The sequence below is a fragment of the Streptomyces sp. sk2.1 genome (genome assembly GCF_008120935.1).
Classification (GTDB): Bacteria; Actinomycetota; Actinomycetes; order Streptomycetales; family Streptomycetaceae; genus Streptomyces.
On the sequence record NZ_RDBO01000021.1, the window covers coordinates 137,520 to 159,404 of the forward strand.

At 72.1% G+C, this 21,885-nt stretch carries 15 protein-coding genes; 2 read left to right on the forward strand and 13 right to left on the reverse strand.

The window, feature by feature from the left end; genetic code table 11:
* Positions 1-20: 20 nt before the first annotated feature.
* From EAO76_RS11245 to EAO76_RS11275, 7 genes are all read right to left on the reverse strand, one after another.
* Positions 21-665, reverse strand: coding sequence for a hypothetical protein (locus EAO76_RS11245; RefSeq protein ID WP_148835779.1), 645 nt, complete (start codon positions 663-665; stop codon positions 21-23).
* Positions 662-1,372, reverse strand: coding sequence for a hypothetical protein (locus EAO76_RS11250; protein WP_148835780.1), 711 nt, complete (start codon positions 1,370-1,372; stop codon positions 662-664). The genes EAO76_RS11245 and EAO76_RS11250 overlap by 4 nt, the downstream gene beginning before the upstream one ends.
* 111 nt (positions 1,373-1,483) lie before the next feature.
* Positions 1,484-2,458, reverse strand: coding sequence for an acetylxylan esterase (locus EAO76_RS11255; protein ID WP_148835781.1), 975 nt, complete (start codon positions 2,456-2,458; stop codon positions 1,484-1,486).
* Between the two features lie 107 nt (positions 2,459-2,565).
* Complete coding sequence (locus tag EAO76_RS11260) at positions 2,566-5,361, reverse strand: hypothetical protein (protein WP_148835782.1); 2,796 nt, start codon at positions 5,359-5,361, stop codon at positions 2,566-2,568.
* 175 nt (positions 5,362-5,536) lie between these two features.
* Complete coding sequence (locus EAO76_RS11265) at positions 5,537-6,463, reverse strand: carbohydrate ABC transporter permease (protein ID WP_148835783.1); 927 nt, start codon at positions 6,461-6,463, stop codon at positions 5,537-5,539.
* Positions 6,463-7,494 (reverse strand): carbohydrate ABC transporter permease, encoded by a 1,032-nt coding sequence (locus EAO76_RS11270; RefSeq protein ID WP_148835784.1) that lies wholly within the window; start codon positions 7,492-7,494, stop codon positions 6,463-6,465. The genes EAO76_RS11265 and EAO76_RS11270 overlap by 1 nt, the downstream gene beginning before the upstream one ends.
* A gap of 58 nt (positions 7,495-7,552) precedes the next feature.
* Complete coding sequence (locus EAO76_RS11275) at positions 7,553-8,935, reverse strand: extracellular solute-binding protein (RefSeq protein WP_187438559.1); 1,383 nt, start codon at positions 8,933-8,935, stop codon at positions 7,553-7,555.
* Between the two features lie 262 nt (positions 8,936-9,197).
* On the opposite strand from EAO76_RS11275, the gene EAO76_RS11280 reads away from it, so the two are divergent.
* Both EAO76_RS11280 and EAO76_RS11285 read left to right on the forward strand, forming a co-directional pair.
* A complete protein-coding gene (locus tag EAO76_RS11280) occupies positions 9,198-11,003 on the forward strand; it encodes a hypothetical protein (RefSeq protein WP_148835786.1) in 1,806 nt (601 codons plus the stop codon).
* Between the two features lie 124 nt (positions 11,004-11,127).
* Positions 11,128-13,350, forward strand: coding sequence for an FAD-dependent oxidoreductase (locus EAO76_RS11285; protein ID WP_148835787.1), 2,223 nt, complete (start codon positions 11,128-11,130; stop codon positions 13,348-13,350).
* Positions 13,351-13,402: 52 nt separating this feature from the next.
* On the opposite strand, the gene EAO76_RS11290 is transcribed toward EAO76_RS11285, so the two are convergent.
* The 6 genes from EAO76_RS11290 to htpG all read right to left on the reverse strand — a co-directional run bounded on the left by EAO76_RS11290 (position 13,403) and on the right by htpG (position 21,868).
* Positions 13,403-14,656: an RNA polymerase sigma factor gene (locus EAO76_RS11290; protein WP_148835788.1), complete on the reverse strand. Its 1,254-nt coding sequence runs from the start codon at positions 14,654-14,656 to the stop codon at positions 13,403-13,405.
* A complete protein-coding gene (locus EAO76_RS11295) occupies positions 14,653-15,015 on the reverse strand; it encodes a YciI family protein (RefSeq protein WP_148835789.1) in 363 nt (120 codons plus the stop codon). The genes EAO76_RS11290 and EAO76_RS11295 overlap by 4 nt, the downstream gene beginning before the upstream one ends.
* Before the next feature lie 306 nt (positions 15,016-15,321).
* Entirely contained in the window at positions 15,322-16,467 is a 1,146-nt protein-coding gene (locus tag EAO76_RS11300; protein WP_148835790.1) for a glycosyltransferase, read from the reverse strand.
* Between the two features lie 92 nt (positions 16,468-16,559).
* A complete protein-coding gene (locus EAO76_RS11305) occupies positions 16,560-17,984 on the reverse strand; it encodes an MFS transporter (RefSeq protein WP_148835814.1) in 1,425 nt (474 codons plus the stop codon).
* 122 nt (positions 17,985-18,106) lie between these two features.
* Positions 18,107-19,582 (reverse strand): MFS transporter, encoded by a 1,476-nt coding sequence (locus EAO76_RS11310; protein WP_148835791.1) that lies wholly within the window; start codon positions 19,580-19,582, stop codon positions 18,107-18,109.
* 363 nt (positions 19,583-19,945) lie between these two features.
* A complete protein-coding gene (gene htpG / locus EAO76_RS11315; protein ID WP_148835792.1) occupies positions 19,946-21,868 on the reverse strand; it encodes a molecular chaperone HtpG in 1,923 nt (640 codons plus the stop codon).
* Positions 21,869-21,885: the final 17 nt, after the last annotated feature.

The following is a 21,885-nucleotide window of genomic DNA, read 5'->3' on the forward strand; positions in this document are numbered from 1 at the left end:
GCGGCCCGGCTCCCGTCGGCTCAGCCGAGCACCCGGATCAGCACCAGCAGCACGGCCGCGAGCACCACACCCGCCGCCAGGGTCCGGGAGCCGGTCGGAAAGGTGCCGCCGCCCGAAGTTCTCACCTCGCCCGTGGGCGCGGTGAGGACCTGTGCGCGGGCCAGCCACTCGCGCGGCGGATTGTTGGGGACGACGACCCGCCAGGGCTGCTCCGGGTCGTACTCGACGACCGCCCTGGACTTGTGCAGCAGCCCCTGGAGATCGAGGGGGTGACGGACCTCGATCCGGTACGGGGGCAGGTCGTCGGCCACCACGGTCAGGTCGAAGACGAACACGGAGTTCCCCGCCCGCCCGTCGGCGACGGAGCGGCCGTCGGCCCTGTTGACGGCCTTCACGCCGTTGACCACGGCGGGTGCGAAGGCGCGCGGGCCGGCGGCGCGCAGCCCGGGGGAGGCCAGGCCCGAGGTCGCGCTCTCGGCGACCTTGCCGAACGCCGTCAGGGCCAGGGCCGTCGCGGGGAGCGCGAGGAGCAGCAGCCAGCGGGGGCCGTCCACGGCGCCCTGGACCACCGCGGTGAGGAGGAGTCCGGTGCCGAGCACGGACACCACGGCGAACAGACTGAAGAACCGGCGCAGGGAGGAGGTGGAGGAGTTCGACGTGATCATGTGAGGCGCAGCAACTTCCGGCGGGGGATGACGACCCGGGTGCGGTCCGGATCGTCGGGGCGGTCGGCGTCGTACAGGGCGAGGACGTCCCGCTTGAGGGCGACGCGTGCCACGACGGCCGGGACCTCGTGGCGCACCCCGTCCCCGTCGGTGAACACCGCGGTGACCTCACCGTACTTGCGGCCCACCGACCGCCAGCCCTCCAGTACCGCGTCGGCCGTGCGGTGGCGGCGGGAGAGCCTGCGCAGCCCCGCGGTGCGCCGCAGACTGACGGCCGCTCCCCACCAGGCGGCGAGGCAGCCCGCGCCCGCGACGGACCACAGGAAGGTGAGCCAGGTGGAGACGGAGAAGTCGCCGAGCGGAAGGAGGACGTGGAAGCTGGTGACGGTGTCCCGCTCGACCAGGTCCTCCGCCAGCGCGTCGTACCAGCCGGCCGCGGCCGCGACGGCACAGAGCGCGATCATCGCGCCCGGTGCCGCCCGGTGCAGGTACCGGGCGCCGAGCAGGCCGAGGGCGACGGCGAAGCCGATCCCGAGCATCGGGGACATCGACGCGAGCTGGTCACTGGCACAGCCCCCGGCCAGGTCGCAGGACCACTTCACCCCCACCGCCTCGTGGCTGGAGATGTACCACATCGTCCAGACCTGCCATGTCATCAGCGCGCACGCGATGACGCGCATCGCGTGCGCGTAGACCCTGTGTCGCACCGTCCGCCCTCGTCCTTGCAGTTCACGGGGTTGTGGATCACCCCGGTGGACCTTATACATGCTGTCCACGCCTTGTCCGTGACGCACACCACCCGGCCGGACGGCGACGGGTCAGACCGCACCGGCCAGCACGTCGGGCACCCAGCGGAGCTGGGCGGCCTCCTGGAACATGGCACCGCCCTCGTGCCCGTTGAACGGGTGGACCTCGATCGTCTTCCGCCCCCGGTACGCGTTGTGGGCGGCGAAGACCGTGGAGGGCGGGCAGGTCCGGTCCATCAGCGCGACGGAGAAGAGCGCGGGGACGCGGCCCCGGGCGGCGAAGGACACCCCGTCGAAGTACGACAGGGTGCGCAGGGCGGTGCCCTCCTTGCCCCGGTGCATCCTGAGGTAGCGGACGATCTCGGCGTACGGGTCGGCGTCGGTCAGGGTGACGGCCCGTTCGAAGTGGCAGAGGAAGGGCACGTCGACGGCGATCGCGGCCAGGTCGGGGACGAGTGCGCCGACGGCGAGGGTGATGCCGCCGCCCTGGCTGCCGCCGAGGACGACGGTGCGGGCGGGGTCGGCGAGGGGGTGGGAGCGGGCCGCTTCGACGGCGCGCACGGCGTCGGCGTGGACCCGTCGGTAGTAGTAGGTCTCCGGGTCCTCGATGCCCCGGGTCATGAAACCCGCGTGGGAGGGGCCGGAACCGACCGGGTCCGGGGTGTCGCCGACGTTGCCGCCGCTGCCCTGGCCGCGTACGTCCATGACGAAGTGGGCGAAGCCGGCCAGCGGCCACATGCCCCAGCAGTGCGGGAGGCTGCGGCCGCCGTTGTAGCCGTGGAACTGGACGACGAGCGGCAGCGGCCCCTCGGCGTGCGCGGGGGCGTTGAACCAGCCCTTGATCGGGTGGCCGCCGAAGCCGGCGAACGTGACGTCCCAGGTGCGCATGCCGGTCAGTCCGGTCTCGACGGGTTCGAGGACGACCGCGGGGTCGTGGGTGCGGGTCTCGGCCAGGGTCTTCGCCCAGAAGGCGTCGAAGTCCTCCGGTTCATCGATCCGCGGCCGGTAGTCGCGCAGTTCGTGGAGCGGCAGGTCGAACAGGGCCATGGGGTCGTTCTCCTCGCGGTGGGACCGGGAACGGTGCGGGGGGGCGGCACGGAGCGGCGGGGCCGGGCGCCGTCAGGTGCGCCCGGCCCCGCCTGTTCGGGGGTGGGTCAGTCGGTCAGCTGGACGGCCCTCAGCCCGGCGGCGCTCTTGGAGTTGTTGGCGATGGAGTCGCCCCACTCCGTCCAGCCGCGCACCCGGCCGTCGTCGTCGCTGTCGTTGACGACGAGGCCGAGGCCGATGGACCGGGTGGGCTTGCCGGTGAGGCCGAGCGAGGTCCACGGCACCGTCACCGTGTAGTGGGTGGTGGTGCCGTCACGGGTGATCCGCGCGGTGGCGCCGGGGGTCGGGCCGGTGGACTGGCCGGCCGGTGCCCGCCAGGTGTACACCTGTGCCTCGCCGCCCACGAGCGAGGCGCCGACCTCGACGTACTGCTTGCTGCGGCCCGGCAGTTCGGGGGTGACCGCGAACTGGATGCTGTCGCCCAGCCACATGTTCTCGGCGGTGGTGGCGGGCTGGGCCAGGGCGTTGTCCGTGATGGCGCCCCTGAGCACGAGTCCGGCGTCCGTGTACTGGGGCCGGACGGTGCCGGACAGGTCGGCCGCGCCGTTGTAGCCGCCCTTGTGGTTCACCCTGCCGTCGCCGACGATGTCGACCGGTGTGGTGGTGTCGGTGCCGGACGGCTGGACGGCGCCCCAGCCGTTCCAGGCGCCCATGGCGGTCCTGGTGCCGTCGGGCGTGGTGATGTGGGCGGCCGTCCAGTAGCGCTTCCACTGCTTGATGTTGCGCGCGTCCACGGTGTACGAGGTGCTGGAGTCGGCACCGATCCTGATCGGGCCGTCGACGGTGCCCCGGTCCAGGTAGGCGTCGCCCTCGTTCACCTGCCATTCCAGCCTGGTGAGTTCGAGCGGGCCGCGGACGCGGTTGTTGGTGACGGTGACCTTCATCGCCGCGGCGAAGGGGGCCGCCTTCTTCACCACCGGGTCGAAGGCGACCTGGGGCGGCGGCAGCACCTCGGTGCCGGAGGTGAGTCGGGCGAGGCCGACCGGTCCGAGTCCGACCGTGCCGCTGACCGTGCGCGGGCCGGTGAGGGCCGAGGTGGGCAGTTCGACGCTCCTGCGGACGACCTTGCCGGGCTCGGCGGTCACCCGGTACTCCTCGCCGGCGATCCGGAAGGTGTAGGGCAGCGGCAGTGGGGTGCGGCCCTGGGTGCCGTCGACCTGGAGCACCGCGTCGACGGTCTCCTCGGTGTTGGAGTGCTGCGGCAGCCGGAGGGAGAACACCGGGGCGTCCACCGCCTCGACCGCGCTCACCGCGCCCTTGACGTACAGCACCTTGTCGTCGATGCCGAGCTGCACCTTGCCGCCGATCGGCAGGTACGTCTTCTCGTGGCCCGTCTGGTCGGTGGCGGTGACCGGGCCGGAGGCCTTCAGCTCCACCGTCTTCGGAGTGTCCGCGGTGGTGTACAGGGTCCGGACCGTCTCGCCGCCGGTGCCGAAGCGGTACGAGCGGATGTCGTCGGAACCGGCGTCGTCGCGGCCCGCGTAGGCGCGTCCGGCGAGCTGACGGATCAGGACGCCCTCGGTGACCACGGACGGCTTGGGCTGCCAGGCCTTGACCTCGGCGGTGGGCCGCTTGAAGGCGCCGAAGTTGTGTTCCTTGTTGGTGGCGTCGGTGCCGTCGTTGGTGAGGTCGTACCAGTAGTAGCGGTCGACACCGGAGGCGAAGGAGAAGATCTGGGCGCGCGGCACGTACGCGGCCTGCTGGGCGGGGGTGACGCCGTCGCTGTGGGTCGGGTAGCCGTTCTCGGTGATCCAGAGCGGGAAGTCCTTGCCGCCCGCCGCGTTCAGGTCGGCGCGCACCTGCGGCAGCTTGGCCAGGGCGGTCTCCGGCGGGTTCGGGTAGCCGTAGTGGTGGACGCTGAGCGCGTCCATGTACTTCAGGCCGCCGATCGTGTACAGCCGCTTCAGCCAGTCGGTCTGGAGGCCGGCCAGGCCGCCGCCGACGACGGTGGCGTCGGGGACCTTGGCGTGCACCTTGCCGTAACTGGCCTTGAGCAGCTTGATGTAGCAGTCGGCGGTGATGCCGCAGGTGCCGTTGTTGAAGCCGGTCGAGTTGTACTCGTTGTAGATCTCGATTTCCTTGGAGGACTGCTGGTACTTCTCCACCGCCGCGGCGGTGAACTTCCCGTAGGCGTCCAGGGCCGTGTCGGACGCCGGGGTGCGGTTGTCGTCGTAGTTGGCGTTGCGGTAGCCGGAGATGGGCAGGGCGGTCAGCCCCTGCGACTTGGCGTACGGGATGTGCTGGTCGGTGGAGTAGGTGCTCCAGGAGTACTCGCCGGGGGTCTTCTCGATGGCGCCCCAGTTGATGTCGGAGCGGATGCCGTGCATGCCCATGAGCTTGACCGCGCGCAGCAGCTTCTGGTCGTCGCCGCCGTTCCATCCGTAGTGGATGCCCGTACCGAAGCGCTCGTCCCGCTGCTCCTTGCCGGTCAGCGCGGTCAGCACGCCGAAGTTGGCGTTGCGGGTGGTGGTGCCGGCGGTCGCGGTGAGCGTGTAGTAGCCGCTGCCGAGACCGGTGGCGTCGACGGTGGCCGTGCCGCCCGAGACCGGCGCGGTGCCCGACGCGACGGTCAGGCCCTGGTCGTCGATGGCCTTCCAGGCGACGGCCGCCTGGTCGGAGGCGAGGGTGATCCTCGCCTGTCCCTTGACGAAGAGCAGGTCGGGCGAGGTGACGGTGAGGGTGCCGGCCGCGTGGGCGGCCGGTGCCGTACCGGGCAGGGGTGCCGCCACCAGCAGGCAGGCCAGCAGGGCCACCGCACCGCCCCGGGCCGCGGGCCGCCGGGAGCGGCCCATTACTCTGGCCGGTGCCGCGGGGCCCGGCCGGATCGTGCCGTTCTGTTCCATCGAGGCTTCCTCTCGATTCGATCGGATCGGCGCGGTGCGTCCTTGGGTCTCCCGGGCGGTGGTGTGCTCCGTCGGCTGTACCCCGGCGGAGCACACCGGTCCGTGTGCCGTCGGCGCGCACCGCTGCCGCCGTCGGCCGCGCGGACCGGGTCCGCGCGTGTGTCCCGGGTGGAACTCATCCCTTGAGGCCGGTGAAACCTCCCCCGCCGCGCACGATCTGCCGCTGGAAGATCAGGAACAGCACGACCGGGGGCAGGATGGCGAGCAGCATCCCGGCGATGAGCAGCGATTGTTCCGCTGTTTCCGCGAGGCGCGGCAGCGCGGCGGAGATGGGCTGCTTCTCGGTGTCCGGGATGACGATCAGGGGCCAGAGGAAGTCCTTCCAGGAGTTCATGACCGTCAGCAGGGTCACCACCGCGAGGATCGGCCGGGACATGGGCAGCACGATCCGGCGGAAGACCACGAACGGCCCGGCGCCGTCGACCTCGGCCGCCTCGAAGAGTTCGCGGGGTATGCCGTCGAAGAACTTCATCACGATCAGGACGGTGAAGGCGCTGGCCGCGTGCGGCAGCCAGACGCCCCAGGGGCTGTCGGCGAGCGAGATGCCGAGACCCGGCAGGTCGAGGACGGTGAGGTAGAGCGCCACCAGGGAGATGGAGCCGGGGACGAAGAGGGTGGCGAGCACCATCCACCGCACGGGCGCGGCCCACTTGGGGCGCAGCACGGACAGCACGTAGCCGCCGGTGGTGGCGACGACGAGGTGGGCGATCACCGAGCCGGTGACCAGGACCACGGTGTTCCAGAGGTACTGGCCGACCTGGAGTTCGTTCCAGGCGCGGGAGAGGTTGTCCCACTGCGCGTGGTCCGGCCACAGTTCCAGCGGGTGGCGCAGCAGTTCCTGGGTCGGCGACACCGCGCCCTTGAGGGTCCAGTAGAGCGGTGCGGCGCCGAAGGCGAGCAGCAGCAGGAGCGAGAGGGTCTGGACGGAGCGCAGCGAGAGGCGTACGGAGGTCCGCCGCCGGTCGGCGTCGGAGATGAGTCCGCGTCCGCCCTCCTCCGGGCGGTTGCGGCGGCGGGTGCGCAGGGGGGTCTGTACGGCCATCAGTTGCTCCAGCTCCTCGTCGCCCGCAGGTAGATCGCCGAGAGCGCGCCGAGCACGACGGCCAGCATCACGCTGAGCGCGGTCGCGGCACCGAAGTCGCCGTTCCGGAAGGCGTAGTTGTAGATCAGCATCAGGACGGTGATGGTGGAGTCCTCCGGGCCGCCGTCCGTCATCACGAAGGGTTCGGTGAAGACCTGGAGGGTGCCGATGATCTGGAGCAGCAGCATGATCAGGACGACGCCGCGCAGCGACGGCAGGGTGATGTGCCAGACCCGGCGCCAGATGCCCGCGGCGTCGATCTCGGCGGCCTCGTACAGCTCGGTGGGTACGGAGCCGAGCGCCGCCAGGTAGATGATCACCGTGGACCCGAAGCCCGCCCAGGTGGCTTCCAGGACGATCGACAGCATCGCGGTGTCGGTGGACTGGAGCCAGGGGTACGGGCCGAGGCCCACCTGCGCCAGCAGTTGGTTGAACAGGCCGGCTTCCGGGTCGTAGAACACCTTCCACAACAGGACGGAGACGACCGGGGGGATCGCCACCGGAAGGTAGGCGAGGATGCGGAACAGTGTGCCGCCGCGCCGCAGTTCGGCGATGAGCACCGCGAGGAAGAGCGGTACGGGGAAGCCGATCACCAGGGCGAGCACGGCGAACAGCGCGGTGTTCCCGACGGCCTTCCACAGCAGCGGGTCGTCCAGCACGTGCCGGAAGTTGTCCAGGCCCACCCAGGTGGCGGGGTCGACCAGATTGGTCTGCTGGAAGCTGAGCCGCACGCTCTGGACGATCGGCCACCAGGAGAAGTAGGCGAAGCACAGCACCATCGGCAGGCCGAACAGGATGGTGGTGATCCCGCCCCGCCCGGCCCAGCGGACGAGGCGTTCCGCCGGGCCGCCGCGGTGCGGGGAGGCGGTCCGCGGCGGACCGTCGGCGGTACGCGGCCGGGCCGCGGAGGGATCGGCGGAGCGTTGTTCTTCCGTCCGTTCGTCCCCGGGGCCGTTGCCGGTGGCCGCCACAGGCGCTTGCGACCTGCTCATCGACGTCTCCTCGCCTCTCCTCGTGCTGTGCTGGCTGCCTGGTGTGCCGGATCCGCCGTCAGTTCTGCGCCCGCTCCACCTGGGACTCGACCTGTGCTGCGGCCTTCTTCAACTGCTCGGCCGGGTCGGCGTCCTCGCGGGTGAGCACGGCCTGGACGGCGGTGTCGAGGGCCTTGTAGACGTTCTGCGCCTCGACGGGCGGCTCGACGACCAGTTCGTAGTCGCCGAGCGTTCCGCTGTAGGGGGCGAAGTTCCCGACCGGCACGTTGGCCTCCTTGTTGACCGCGGCGTCGACCGGGCCGGAGACGGCCGGCTCGTAGAACGGAACGCCGGGCACGCCGATGACCGCGCCGTCCTTCTTCTTGGCCTGCGCGTCCTTCCCGGCGAGCGTCGCGTCGTACTTGGTGGAGAGGTAGTAGAAGTCGATGAACTTCGTGGCGGCCTCGCGCTGTCGCGCGGTGGCCCGGGGGCTGATCACCGCGATGGTGCCGCCCGCCAGGGTGCGCTTGGCGGTGCCGCCGACGGGCATGGCGCCGAGGCCGATGGTCTTCGGGTCGCCCTTGTACTGCTGGACGTAGTGGCCGATCATGCTCGGTCCGGCGAGTGTCATGCCGATCTTCCCGGCGGAGAAGTCCTTCTCCATGTCGGTGATGTTGCGCAGCTGGTTCCTGCCCATCGAGTCGTCCGTCCAGCGCATGTCCTTCAGCGCCTTCAGCGCCTTCTCCGCGCCACTGCCGGGGCGGTCGAAGGTGTTGGCCCACTTTCCGCCGGACTCCGCCTGCATGCTGTCGCCGAAGGAGTACGCCATCGCGGTCAGCATCCAGCCGCCGGTGTTCTCCTTGGTCATCTGCGCGTACCCGGTGGCACCCGTCTTCCCGGAGATCGCCTCGGCCGCCGTGCGAACCTCGGACCAGGTGGTCGGCGGCTTGTCCGGGTCGAGTCCGGCCTTCTCGAACAGGTCCCGGTTGTAGACCAGGCCGAGGGCGTACTCCTCGGTGGGTATGCCGTAGAGCTTGCCGTCCACGCCCTTCGCCGCCCCGAGCGCGACGTCGTTGAAGTCCTCGCTGTGCTTCAGCCCCTCGAAGTCCGAGGTGAGGTCGGCGATCTGCCTGCGCTTGATCAGCCCCGACATCTCGGTCAGCGGCACCCGGACGATGGTCTCCAGGCTGCCGCCGCCCACCTTGGTCTGGAAACTCTGCTGGTCGTACTGGTACTCGTTCGTCCTGACCTCGATCTTGGGATTGGCCTTCTCGAACTCCGCCACCCGGGCCTCGAACGTCTTGAGCGCGGCCGCGTTCGTCGCGGGCGGACGCCCGGAGACGGTGATGGTCACCGTGCCGTCGGCGGCGGTGTCGCCGCCGGAGCCGGAACACGAGGCAAGCACGCAGACGAGCGCACCCGCGGTGACGCCCGTCAGGGCGGTGCGCAGGGAGGGTCTCATCGGGGACTCCATTCAGGGGCGTACCGGAACCGGCTGGAAAGCGTTTTCCAGCCGGGGTCACCTTGCACCGGCCGATATGGCCGCGTCAATGGGTGAACACGGGCCCGTCCTCGACCCCCGGACCGATGTCGGGGTGTTTTCCGACCAGGAACCCCACATGTGCCCCTTGCCGGACCGTTGACGTCGGCCTAGCCTCTGGAAAACGTTTCCCAAGCATTTCCGTAGACCGTCGGCCCGACGGTCGCGAGCCGGAGGACTTCCCGTGCACCCTGCCTGGTCGGCCGACGCCTACGACCGCGTCCTGTTGCGAACGGCTCTCGCCGAGGGCGACCGCTGCTGGGACGCCGGGGCGGACCTGCTGCAGGTCGAGGCCCCGTACAACCCCATCCACACCCGCATCAAGGGCGGACCCGCCCACCCCACGCGCAACTCCCTGCAGTACGCCCTGCTCCTGCTGGAACGGGGCGGCGAGGGCGACGCCGAGCGCGCCCACGCCGCGATCCTGCGCGTCGCGGCCCTCCAGGACCGGTCCGCGGAGAGCCCCACCTACGGAATCTGGGGCTACTACGCCGAGGAGCCGGCGGCGGAGATGGACCCGCCCGACTGGAACTGGGCGGACTTCCTCGGCATCCAGCTGCTGCTCGTCCACGCCCGGCACGGTGACCGGCTGCCGCCCGTCGTACTGGACGAAATCCGGGAATCGCTGCGGCACGCGGCGGCGTCGATCGTCCGCCGGAACGTCCCCATGGGGTACACCAACGTCGCCGCGATGGGCACCTTCGTCACGCTCGCCGCCGGCCAGGTCCTCGACGACGGGGCGCTGTTCGCGTACGGCAAGGACCGCATGGCGCGGCTGTGCGCGGCGATCGACGGCACCGGCAGTTTCACCGAGTTCAACAGCCCGTCCTACTGGGGCGTGGTGCTCCAGACGCTGACCCTGATCAGGGAACACGTCCGGGACGAGGAGGTGCGGGAGCTCAACGAGCGGCTGCACGACCGGCTCTGGCTGCACTTCCTCGCCCGCTGGCACCCGCCGACCCGTCAGCTCTCCGGCCCCATGGCCCGCTGCTACAGCAACGACCTGGGGGTGCCGCCCGCCCTGGCGAAGGCGGTCGGGGGGCTGCTCGGCGCGCCGGAACCCCGCCCGGTCCGGGGCGAGATGACCACCGGGGTGGACTCCTGCGTGGACTACCGGATGCCGGACTGGGTCCTGCCCCGGCTGACGGAACTGGGGGGCGAGCACGAGCACCGGGAGCTGTTCGCCGACGGCCCGGCCCCGGAGACCGGCACCACCTGGCTCGACCCGGTCACCACTCTGGGCAGCGTCAACCACCAGGACACCTGGCTGCAGCGCAGGCCGCTGTTCGGCCACTGGGTGCGCCCGGACGGGACCGCCGGTCATCTGCACGTCCATCTGGTGAAGGACGACGGGGCGGAGGACTTCGACTTCGCCTCGGGCGTGCTCTCCACCGTGCAGAGCGGCCCGCACGTGGCCTGGCTGGCGGGATTCGCCTGCCCGGCGGGCGACCGGCACCACCACCTCGACATGATCGGGCCGGGCGACCGGTTCCGGGCGCGGTCGCTGCGCCTGGTGGTGGACGCGATCGGCGCGCCGCCCGTCGCGGGGGTGACGGCGGTCGACGGCGGCGTCGAACTCGACCTGGGAACGGCCCGGTTGGACTTCCGGACCGCCGGGGGAACCTTCGCGGGGCGCACCCCGACGACCCGGCTGGTCCCGCGCCCCGACGGGGCACGGATCGAGGTGGTGCTCCTGGAGAGCGACACCCCGGTCGAGCTGGACTGGGCGGAGGTGGGCGACGCCTTCGCGGCGGGGACCCTGTCCCTGGTGCCGTCCGGCGCCCCGCGAAGCACCGGGCCGGCCCCCGAGGTGGTCGTGGCCGGTGACCGCGCCGAGGTGCGCTGGACGACCCCGCGGGGTCAACGGCTCACTGTGCGCGGCGGCCGGTCCGTGGTCTCCCGCGAGGAACACGCCGCGCTGCACTCCGCGACGCTGGACGGCGCCCCGCCGCCCTCGCCCCGCCTCTCGGACTCCCGTCTGGCGCCCTGACCCGTCGTGCGGAGGGGCGGGCGGTGCCCCTCCCCTCCGCACGGCGCCCCCGTCGCCGGGGCGCGTTCCCCCGCCCCGCGCGGGTTCCGAGACCTGAGAATCCGGAGAAAGGACCGAACGCATCATGCGTACGGAGACCGTGACGAGCGACATCACCGTCGTCGGCGGAGGACTCGCCGGCGTCTGCGCGGCCATCGCCGCCGCGCGGCTGGGCCTGCGGGTCGCCCTGGTCCACAACCGCCCCGTGCCCGGCGGGAATTCGAGCAGCGAGGTACGGGTGTGGGTGTGCGGCGCCACCGCGCACGGCGCCCAGCGGTGGGCCCGGGAGACGGGCATCATCGGCGAACTGATCCTGGAGAACCAGTACCGCAACCCGGAGGGCAATCCCCACTACTGGGACCAGGTGGTCCTGGACGCGCTGTTCGCCGAGCCGAATCTGACCCTGTTCCTCAACACGGACGTCCGCGAGGTGGCCGCCGGGGGCCCGGCCGAGGAGCGCGTGATCACCTCGGTCACCGGTTGGACGATGGGCTCGGAGCGGCTGATCACCTTCACCGGTCCGGTGTTCCTGGACTGCACCGGTGACGGGCTGGTCGGCCACCTCGCGGGCGCCGAGCACCGGATCGGCCGGGAGTCCCGCGCCGAGTACGGGGAGTCCTGGGCGCCCGAGGTCCCCGACCGGGAGCTGCTCGGCTCCACGATCCTCTTCCACACGAAGGACGCCGGGCACCCGGTGAAGTACGTGCCGCCGTCCTTCGCCAGGAACATCCTCGACACCTCGATCCCCGAGCACCGGCTGATCCGCACCGGTGACAACGGCTGCGACTACTGGTGGATCGAGTGGGGCGGCGAACTCGACACCGTCCACGACAACGAACGCATCCGGGACGAGCTCTGGTCCGTGATCCACGGCATCTGGGACCACATCAAGAACTCCGGGAAGTTCGACGCGGACCGGCTGACCCTGGAGTGGGTCGGCTCCCTGCCCGGCAAGCGCGAGTACCGCCGCTTCCTCGGGGACCACGTGCTGACGCAGAACGAGGTCATGGGGCAGGAGCCCTTCGAGGACCGGGTCGCGTTCGGCGGCTGGTCGATCGACCTGCACCCGGTGGAGGGCATGTACTCGACCAGCCCGAACGCGCGGCAGATCCACCCGGACGGCGTGTACCACATCCCGTTCCGCAGCCTCTATTCGCGCAATGTCCGCAACCTCCTCCTCGCGGGCCGCAACATCTCCGCCACCCACGTCGCGTTCGGCACGACCCGGGTGATGGCGACCTGCGCGGCGATCGGCGAGGCCGCGGGCACCGGGGCGGCGCTGTGCGTGCGGGACGGGGTCACCCCGCGCGAACTGGCCGCGGACCGGCGCCTGCAGCAGATCCTGCTGCGGCAGGACGCCTCGCTGGTCGGGGTGCGCAACACCGATCCGGACGATCTGGCGCGCGCGGCCCGGGTGAGCGCGTCGAGCACCCTGTCCGTGCTGGCCGTCGAGCCGGGCCCCGGCACCGAGCCGTTCCCGCTCGACCGCGACCTGGGCGTCGTCCTGCCGGTGGAACCCTCCCTGGAGGGCTTCGAACTGCTCGTCGACGCCGCGGCGGCGACCACACTGCGGGTGGAGCTGTGGGACACCGTCCGGGCGGAGAACGCCGTGCCGGTGAGCCGGCTGGACGCCCGCGCGGTCGAGGTCGCGGCCGGGAAGGGGCAGTGGGTCGGGGTGCCGTTGGTCTGGCACCCCGAGGAACCGAGGAACGCCGTCGTCGTGGTGCGGGCGGCCGAGGGCGTCGCGCTGCACCTGGCCGACGAGCGGCGCACGGGCGTCCTGGCGCTGGCCCGCGAGCCCGGTTCCGGCGACCGCTCCCCCGAGGAACGCCAGTTGGTGACCGAGTGGGTGGCGCGCGGGCTGCGCCGGCGCAGCTTCTGCTTCCGGGCGGGTGCCACGGCGGCGTTCGATCCGTACAAGGCCGTCGGCGGTTTCCAGCGCCCTTGCGGCGGACCGCAGTTGTGGCAGGCCGCCGACGAGGGACCGGGCTGGTTGCGGCTCGACTGGGACTCCCCTGTCGGGATCGGCACCGTGCAGCTGGTGTTCGACGACGACGTCGACGAGTTCCTCAACAATCTGCACCTGCACCGCGCACCGTTCGAGATCATGCCGGAACTGGTGCGTGACTACCGCGTCGAGGCCCTGGCCGACGGCGACTGGTACCCGCTCGTCGAGGAGACCGGCAACCGCGTGCGCCACCGCGTCCACCGGTTCGCGCCGCGCGCAGTCTCGGCGCTGCGGGTGTGCGCGGACGCGACGAACGGCGCGCCCCGGCCGGGGATCGTGGCGGTGCGCGCCTACGCCTGAGCCGCCGGGCCGGACCGGGCGCCCCCGCCGGTCGCGGGGTGCCCGGTCCGGCTCACGCCGGGGTCTCCAGGCGGTGGGCCCGTTCGGTGAGGTGGCGGCGCTCGGGGGCGCTGGCGGTGCGACCGGCCGCCTCCCGGTAGGTGTCCGCGGCCTCCTGGTGCTGGCCGAGCCTTTCCAGCAGGTGGGCGCGGGTGGCGAGCAGCCGGTGGTGGCGTTCCAGGCCCTTGTCGCCCTCCAGTTCCGCCAGCAGGTCGAGACCGGCGGCCGGTCCTCGGACCATGGCGACCGCGACGGCGCGGTTGAGACGGACCATCGGGTTCGGCCCGCACTGCTCCAGGAGGTCGTACAGGGCGAGGATCTGGGGCCAGTCGGTGGCGTCGGTGTGTCCGGCCTCGTCGTGCACGGCGGCGATGGCCGCCTGCAACTGGTAGGGGCCGACCTGCCCTCGGGGCAGGGTGCGGCTGATCAGGTCCACGCCCTCCGCGACGAGTCGGCGGTCCCACCGGCCGCGGTCCTGTTCCGCCAGGGGCACCAACTCGCCGCGGGGGCCGGTGCGCGCGGCGCGGCGCGCGTCGGTCAGCAGCATCAGTGCGAGCAGCCCCGCGGTCTCGGCGTCCTCGGGCACGAGGCGGTGCAGCAGCCGGGTGAGCCGGATCGCCTCGGTGGACAGTTCCGGCGCGGTCAGGTCGGTGCCGCCCGTGGTGGTGTAGCCCTCGTTGAAGATGAGGTAGAGCACGTGCCGGACCTCGGCCAGCCGCTCGGCGCCGTCGGAACCCTCCGGCGGGGACAGGGTGGTGCCGGTCGCCCTGATGGTCTGTTTGGCCCGGCTGACGCGCTGGGCCATCGTCGTCTCGGGAACCAGGAAGGCGGCGGCGATCTGCGCGGTGGTCAGGCCGCCGACCGCGCGCAGGGTCAGCGCGATCCGGCTCGGCGCGGACAGCGCGGGGTGGCAGCACAGGAAGAGCAGGGACAGGGAGTCGTCGTGGTCCGAGGCGGGTGCGGCGTCGGCCGCGTGGGCCAGCAGCGCGGATTGCGGGGTGGCCAGGGCGAGGGCGTCCTCGCGCCGGCGGCGCGCCGCCTCGCTGCGCACCTGGTCGACCAGCCTGCGGGAGGCGACGGTGACCAGCCAGCCGCGGGGGTTGTCGGGCACCCCTTCCCCGGGCCACTGGAGGGCGGCGGCCAACAGTGCCTCCTGGACGGCGTCCTCGCAGGTGTCGAAGGCGCCGTACCGCCGGACGAGCGCGCCGAGGACCTGCGGCGCCAGTTCGCGCAGCAGGTCCTCGGCCCCGTGGTGCGCGGTGCTCACACGTCCGCCGCGGATTCGTGCAGCACCGGCCACAGTTCCACCGGGTCCGCATCGGCGAACGGCATGTCCGCGGCGATCTGCTGCGCCCGTTCGAGGCTCTCGCAGTCCAGCATGTAGAAGCTGGCGATGTACTCCTTGGTCTCCAGGTACGGCCCGTCGGTGACGGCCGGGACGCCGTCCTCGCGACGCACCAACTGGGCGGCGGCGGCGTCCGCGAGACCGTAGGCCCCCAGCAGTTCGCCGCTCTCCCGGTACTTCTTGTTGAACGCCTCCTGCCTGGCGATCGCCTCCGGCCACGCCTCGGCCGGGAAGGAGTCCCACTTGGCCTGGTTGCCGTAGATCATCGCGACGTACTTCATCTCGGGTGTCCTCCCCGTCCCGCGCGCCCCGTCGGCGCGCTGTCACCCTTCGGTCGGAGCGGGAAACGGGTCCTCGACATCCGACGACGAAATTTCTTCGATTCTTTTCGATCCGCCTTCGACCTGCCCCGATGCCGGGCGTCGCGGCTTCCGGGCGGTGCGGATGATCAACCTATGCGGTCGTCGTCCGCCGGGCCACCTGCCCGGGGCCGGGCACCGGGAGACCGGACGCCGCGAAAGCGCCCGGACGCGGCGGCGCCCACCGCACGGGCGTGCGGTGGGCGCCGTCGCGTCGTGCGGTACGGGTCAGGGTTCGAGGGTGGCGAGCAGTTCCGCCGCCGTGGCGGTGTTCCGCATCTCGTCGGCCAGGGACCGGGCCCGTGCGCGGTACGAGGGCTGTTCGAGGATCCGTTCGGCGGCCTCGCGGATGTTCCGTACGTCGTCGGGGCCCAGCACCGGCGCCTCGTCCTCCGGGCCCCCGGTCGGGGTGACGGACTCCCCCACTCCTGCCCCGGTCACCAGCCGGGCGTTGTCCGGCTGGTCGGCGAAGAGGGGGACGCAGACGACGGGGACGCCGGCCGCGAGGGCGCCGTAGACCGTTCCCGAACCGCCGTGGCAGACCACGAGGGAGGCACTGCGCAGGACGTCCGCCTGCGGCACCCACTGCTCCGCGTGGACGTGGGGCGGCAGCGGTCCGAGGGCCGCCGGGTCGATGTGGTGCCCCGTCGTGAGCAGGACGCGCACCGGCAGTGCGCTCACCGCGTCCAGGACCGCGCGGTACAGGCCGGTCGCGGTCGGCAGGGCGCCCGCCTCGGTGCCGAGGGTGACGTGGACCAGCGGTTCCGTCGCCCCTCCCCACCGGTCCGCCAGCGCCTGCGGCCGGAGTTCTTCGTGGTAGCGGCGGGTCGTGGGGTACGGCGAGGGATCCAGGGAGGCGGGCAGCCGGGTCAGGTACGGGGAGTCGAGGAGCCGTCGGGCGATGCCGGGGCCGTACGGGTCGAGCACGGGGGCCAGGAGCCGGTCGGTGGACGCGGTGAACCCCGCGGCCGAGACCGCGACCCGGGCGTGCGGGATTCCGTGGCGCTCGGCGGCCACCACCGAGGCGAACTCGAACGTCTCGTGCAGGACGAGGTCGGGCCGCCAGTCGCGGCAGGCCTCCTCCAGCGCGGGGAGCATCGCGGCGGTGCAGAGCCGGCCGAACACCTCCGCGACCATCAGGGAGACCCCGTCGTCCGGGGCCAGCGTCAGCACCCGCTTCATGATCCCCGCGAGTTCCTCCGGGTCCGGCTCCCGGCCGATGCGGTACGGCTGTTTCCTGGACGCCAGTAACCCTTCGAGGGCCGGCGGCGCGACGACCAGGACGTCGTCACCGCGCGCCGTGCACGCGTCGATGAGGGGGACGAGTGGGTTGAAGTGGCCCGAACCGCGAGTCGAGGCGAAAAGTACACGCATGTGGTCGAGCCTAGAGATGTCCCCTCTCTCACCACAGGACGGCTTTTCGCCGATTTCGGCGTATTCCTTGCCGCTCGTGGGCGGCTCGGTCGTCAGGCCCGGCAGCCGTCCCGATCGTCCCGGCCCGTGCCCGGCACGTTACCCGACCTGGGGGCGAGCAGGACGGCCAGGACACCCGGTACGAGCAGCAGCGCGAAGGCCGCGCCGTAGCCGACCGCGTCGTCCGGGCCGAGGGCCGGGAAGGCGTGGAACACGGCGGATGCCACGCCCAGGACCAGGATCTGGCCCAGGTTCTGGGTGGTCTGCATCGCGCTGCTCGCGTAGCCCTGTCGGCCGGCCGGCGCGTGGGAGAGCGACAGCACGGTGAGGGACGGGGCGAGCAGGCCCATGCCGACCGCCGCGACGACCATGGACGAGGCGGCGACGGCCGGGTGCGCGCCGGGCGCCGAACCGGCTGTCGCGACCACGACCGCCGCCACCTGGATCAGGGCGCCGATCACGACGAGGCGGTGGCGCGGGGTCCGCTCCGGCAGGCGGCCCTGCACCCAGGAGGAGGCGGCCCAGGCCACGGCGGCGCCCGTGAAGGCCAGGCCCGTCACCACGGGGGCCACGTCCCGGTCGGTGACGAGCATCAGCGGCACCAGCGCCTCCAGGGTGAAGAACACCCCCGAACTCAGGCCGCGCAGCAGCACCGTGGCGGGCAGGCCGCGCGCGGCGCGCACGGTGCCGGACGGCAGCAGCCGCGTGGCGAACACCGCCAGCAGGGCGAGTCCCACCGCCGCGAACAGCAGGTGGCGGGTGTCCCGACCCGACGCACCGTACTGGCCCAGCGCCGCGCCCACGCTCACCGCGACCGCGACCAGCAGCGCGGGGCGCGGCGCGGCGTCCTTCGACGGTTCCGGCGCGGCGGGCCGGAAGCGGCCGTGCAGCAGGGCCACGACGGCCAGGGCCGGGAGCGCGGTGAGGGCGGCCAGTCCGTAGAACACCGCCCGCCAGGACCACCATTCGGCCACCAGTCCCGCCAGGGGCGGTCCGACCAGTGACGGAATGATCCAGCAGGCGCTCATCAGCGCCAGGGCGCGCGGCTGGAGCCGTTCCGGGTACGCCTGGCCGATCGCCGCGTTGACCGCCACCGCGATCATTCCGCCCGCCACGCCGTCCACGAAGCGTCCGGCGGCCAGTTGCCAGACGGAGGTGCTGGCGGCCGAGACGACCAGGGTGGCCACGGCCAGCACCATGCCCGCCGCCAGCGGGCGGTGCGCCCCCGACCGGTCGGCCCAGTGGCCGCCCAGCACCCCGCCCAGCAGGCTCGCCGCCACGAAGCATCCCGCCACCAGCGGGAAGAGCGCCACGCCGTCCAGGTCCTGGGCGGCCGTCGGCAGCGTGGGGACCACGGCCAGTGCGGCGAGCCCGGTCAGGAACATCACCGTGGCGAAGACGGCGGTGGCCGACGCGTACTGCCGGGAGAACAGTCCCTGCGGGGTTTTCGCCGTCGTGGCCGGGGCCGTGGCCGTCATGGCCGGGTCACTCGATGAACGCTGCTGGGCATCAGTCACGGCCGCACAAGCTATGCGGCTCGCAATGGTCTGGTCCACCGGTTTTCGGTGGATGGACCGCACCCGCCGACGGCGGTCGTGTCTCAGCCCTCGGCGGGTGCGGGCGAGGGCTCCGGCGCGGGTCGGGGCGACGGCGCGGCGGAGTGCCGTCGGGGCAGGAGGAACGCGAAGAACAGGGCCACCAGCGCCGCGCCCGCGCCGATCGCCATGACGGTGCGGAAGCCGTTCTGCGACGGCACGGTGAGCGGGCCGAACGAGGTGGTCATCTGGGCGAGGACCACTCCCGCCACCGCGCTGGCGGCCGAGGTGCCGATGGCCCGGGTGAGGGTGTTGAAGCTGTTGGCGGCGGCCGTCTCCGAGACGGGCACGGCGGCCATGACGAGGGCGGGCATCGCCCCGTAGGCCAGTCCGATCCCGGCCCCGATCACGGCCGAGACCAGCACCAGTTGCCAGATCGCCGACATCAGGACGATGCCGAGGAGGTACCCGGCGGCGACCACCGCCGCACCGGCCATCAAAGTGGTCCTCGGCCCCTGGTTCCGGGAGATGCGTGCCGACAGCGGCGCGACCGCCATCATGACCAGTCCGGACGGTCCCATGACCAGGCCCACGGTCAGCAGCGAGGCGCCCAGGCCGTATCCGGTGTCCTCCGGCAGCTGGATCACCTGGGGCAGCACGAGCGACACCGCGAACATCGCGAAGCCGAAGACGGCCGAGGCGACGTTCGTCAGCAGCACCTGGCGGCGGGCGGTGGTCCGCAGGTCGACCAGCGGCTGCGCGGTCCGCAGCTCCCACCGGCCCCACAGCCCCAGGACGACGGCCGAGGCGCCCATCAGGCCGAGGGTGGGCGCGCTGCCCCAGCCCCAGGTGGCGCCCTTGGAGATCGCGAGCAGCAGGCAGACCAGGGCCGCGGAGAGCCCGGCGGCGCCCACCAGGTCGAACCGTCCGCCGGTGCGCACCGGCGATTCGGGCACCAGGGCCAGGACGAGGACGGTGGCCAGCGCCCCCGCGCCGGCCGACGCCCAGAACAGCACGTGCCAGTCGACCCGTTCGGCGAGGAACGCGGCGGCGGGCAGGCCCAGGGCTCCCCCGACCCCCAGCGAGGCGCCCATCAGCGCGATCGCCGATCCGAGCCGGTGGGCGGGCAGTTCGTCGCGCATGATGCTGATGCCGAGCGGGATGACACCGGCGGCCAGGCCCTGGAGCGTACGGCCGACGAGCACCGGGCCCAGTCCCTCGCCGAGCGCGGCGGTCACCGAACCGGCCACCAGCAGGCAGAGGCCGGTCAGCAGCATGCGGCGCTTGCCGTACATGTCCCCGAGCCGGCCCATGACCGGGGTGGCGACCGCCCCGGCGAGCAGCGTGGCGGTGATCGCCCAGGCCGCGTCGGAGGCGGACGCGTGCAGCAGCCGGGGCAGTTCGGGCACCAGCGGGATCACCATCGTCTGCATCAGGGAGACGACGATCCCGGCGAGGGCGAGTACGGCGACCAGGACGCGCGCCTCTTTCGGCGGGGCCGCGGGGGGCCTGCTCCCGGCCCGGGGCTGGGCACTGGACATCACGGGGACCTCCCTCGGGGATGCGCCGACGCGGGCGGCACCGCGTGGCCGGACATGTTTGGGTCAGTCGCTCGACGCAAGTTAGCAGTCCGTCACGGCCGCTCGCGTCCGCTGCCCTCCGGAGGAGACGAAGGTGACCCGTACGGGCAACGCCCGGTGCCGGGCCGCCCGTTGCGCCCCCGCCCGCCGGGCACCGGTCCCGCCGGTCCGGGCCGCGCGGGCGGGACACGGCACCGGCCCGCCACCGGTGCGAGGGCAACGGTGACGGGCCGGTCCCGTCGGCTCGCGTGCGTCACGGCCGGACCGGCGCCCCGGTGGCCGCGGGCGGGCGGTGCCGTACGGGCCGGGGCGCGGCGGCCCTTCTCACAGGGTGCGCTCCAGACGGTCGGCCATCAGCCGGACGAAGCGCGAGGGGTCGGCCAGTTCACCGCCCTCGGCGAGCAGCGCCAGGTCGTGCAGGAGCTCGGCCGTCTCCTCCAGGCCGGTGCCGGTCTCCTCGCCCCGGTCGGCGTACGCCCGGTTGAGGCCGCTGACCAGCGGGTGCTCCGCGTTGAGTTCGAGGATGCGCTTGACGTGCGGTACCTCCTGGCCCATGGCGCGGTACATGTTCTCCAGGGCGGGCGTCACGTCGTGCGCGTCGGAGACGATGCACGCGGGCGAGACGGTGAGCCGCGAGGAGAGCCGCACCTCCTTGACGGTCTCGCCCAGCCGCTCCGTCATCCAGCCGAGGAGGTCCGCGTACTCCTGCTGCCGGTTCTCGCGCTCGGTGGCGGCCTCCTTCTTCTCCTCCTCGGTGCCGAGGTCGACCTCGCCCTTGGCCACCGACCGCAGCTTCCTGCCGTCGAACTCCGCGTCCGCCTCGACCCACACCTCGTCGACGGGGTCGGTCAGCAGCAGCACCTCGACGCCCTTGGCCCGGAACGCCTCCATGTGCGGGGAGTTCTCGATGGCCTGCCGGGACTCGCCCGTGAGGTAGAAGATGTGCTCCTGGCCGTCCTTCATCCGCTCCACGTACTGCCGCAGCGTGGTCGGCTCGTCCTTGTCGTGGGTGGTGGCGAAGGAGGCGACGTTGAGGATGGCGTCGCGGTTCTCGAAGTCGCTCAGCAGCCCTTCCTTGACGACGCGGCCGAACTCCCGCCAGAACGTGGCGTACCGCTCCGGCTCGGAGGACATCATGTCCTTGACCGTCGACAGCACCTTCTTGGCCAGGCGCCGGTGCATCAGCTGGATCTGGCGGTCCTGCTGGAGGATCTCGCGGGACACGTTGAGCGAGAGGTCCTGCGCGTCGACGACGCCCTTGACGAAGCGCAGGTACGGCGGCATCAGCGCTTCGCAGTCGTCCATGATGAAGACGCGCTTCACATAGAGCTGGATGCCGCGCTTGTACCCCTGCATGAACAGGTCCTGGGGCGCGTGCGACGGGATGAAGAGCAGTGCCTGGTACTCGAAGGTGCCTTCCGCCTGGAGGCGGATGGTTTCGAGCGGGGCGATCCAGTCGTGGCTGATGTGCTTGTACAGCTCGTGGTACTCGTCGTCGGTGACCTCCTCGCGCGAGCGGGCCCACAGGGCCTTCATCGAGTTGAGGGTCTCGGGCTCGCGCGGGGCGTCGTCGGCCCCGTCCTCGTCGCCCGCGCCCTCGGGGGCCATCCGCACGGGCCAGGTGATGAAGTCGGAGTACCGCTTGACGATCTCCCTGATCTTCCACGGGGAGGTGTAGTCGTAGAGCCGGTCCTCGGTGTCCTCCGCCTTGAGCCGGAGGGTGACCTCGGTGCCCTGCGGGGCGCTGTCGACGGTCTCGATCGTGTACGTGCCCTCGCCGCCGGACACCCACCGGGTGCCCCGGCTCTCGCCCGCGCGCCGGGTCAGCAGCGTGACCTCGTCGGCCACCATGAAGCTGGAGTAGAAACCGACGCCGAACTGGCCGATCAGTCCCTCGGCCGCGGTGCTGTCCTCGGCCTCCTTGAGCTCCCGCAGGAATTTCGCCGTGCCCGAGTTCGCGATGGTCCCGATGAGCTGGACCACTTCGTCGTGAGACATTCCGATGCCGTTGTCCCGCACGGTCAGCGTGCGGGCCTGCCGGTCTGTCTCGATCGTGATGTGCAGGTCGGACACGTCCGCGTCGAGCGAGTCGTCGCGCAGCGCTTCGAGCCGCAGCTTGTCGAGCGCGTCGGAGGCGTTGGAGACGAGTTCGCGCAGGAACACATCCTTGTTCGAGTAGATCGAGTGGATCATCATCTGCAGAAGCTGGCGAGCTTCCACCTGAAACTCGAACGTCTCAGTGGGCATAACCGTGATTCCTTCTC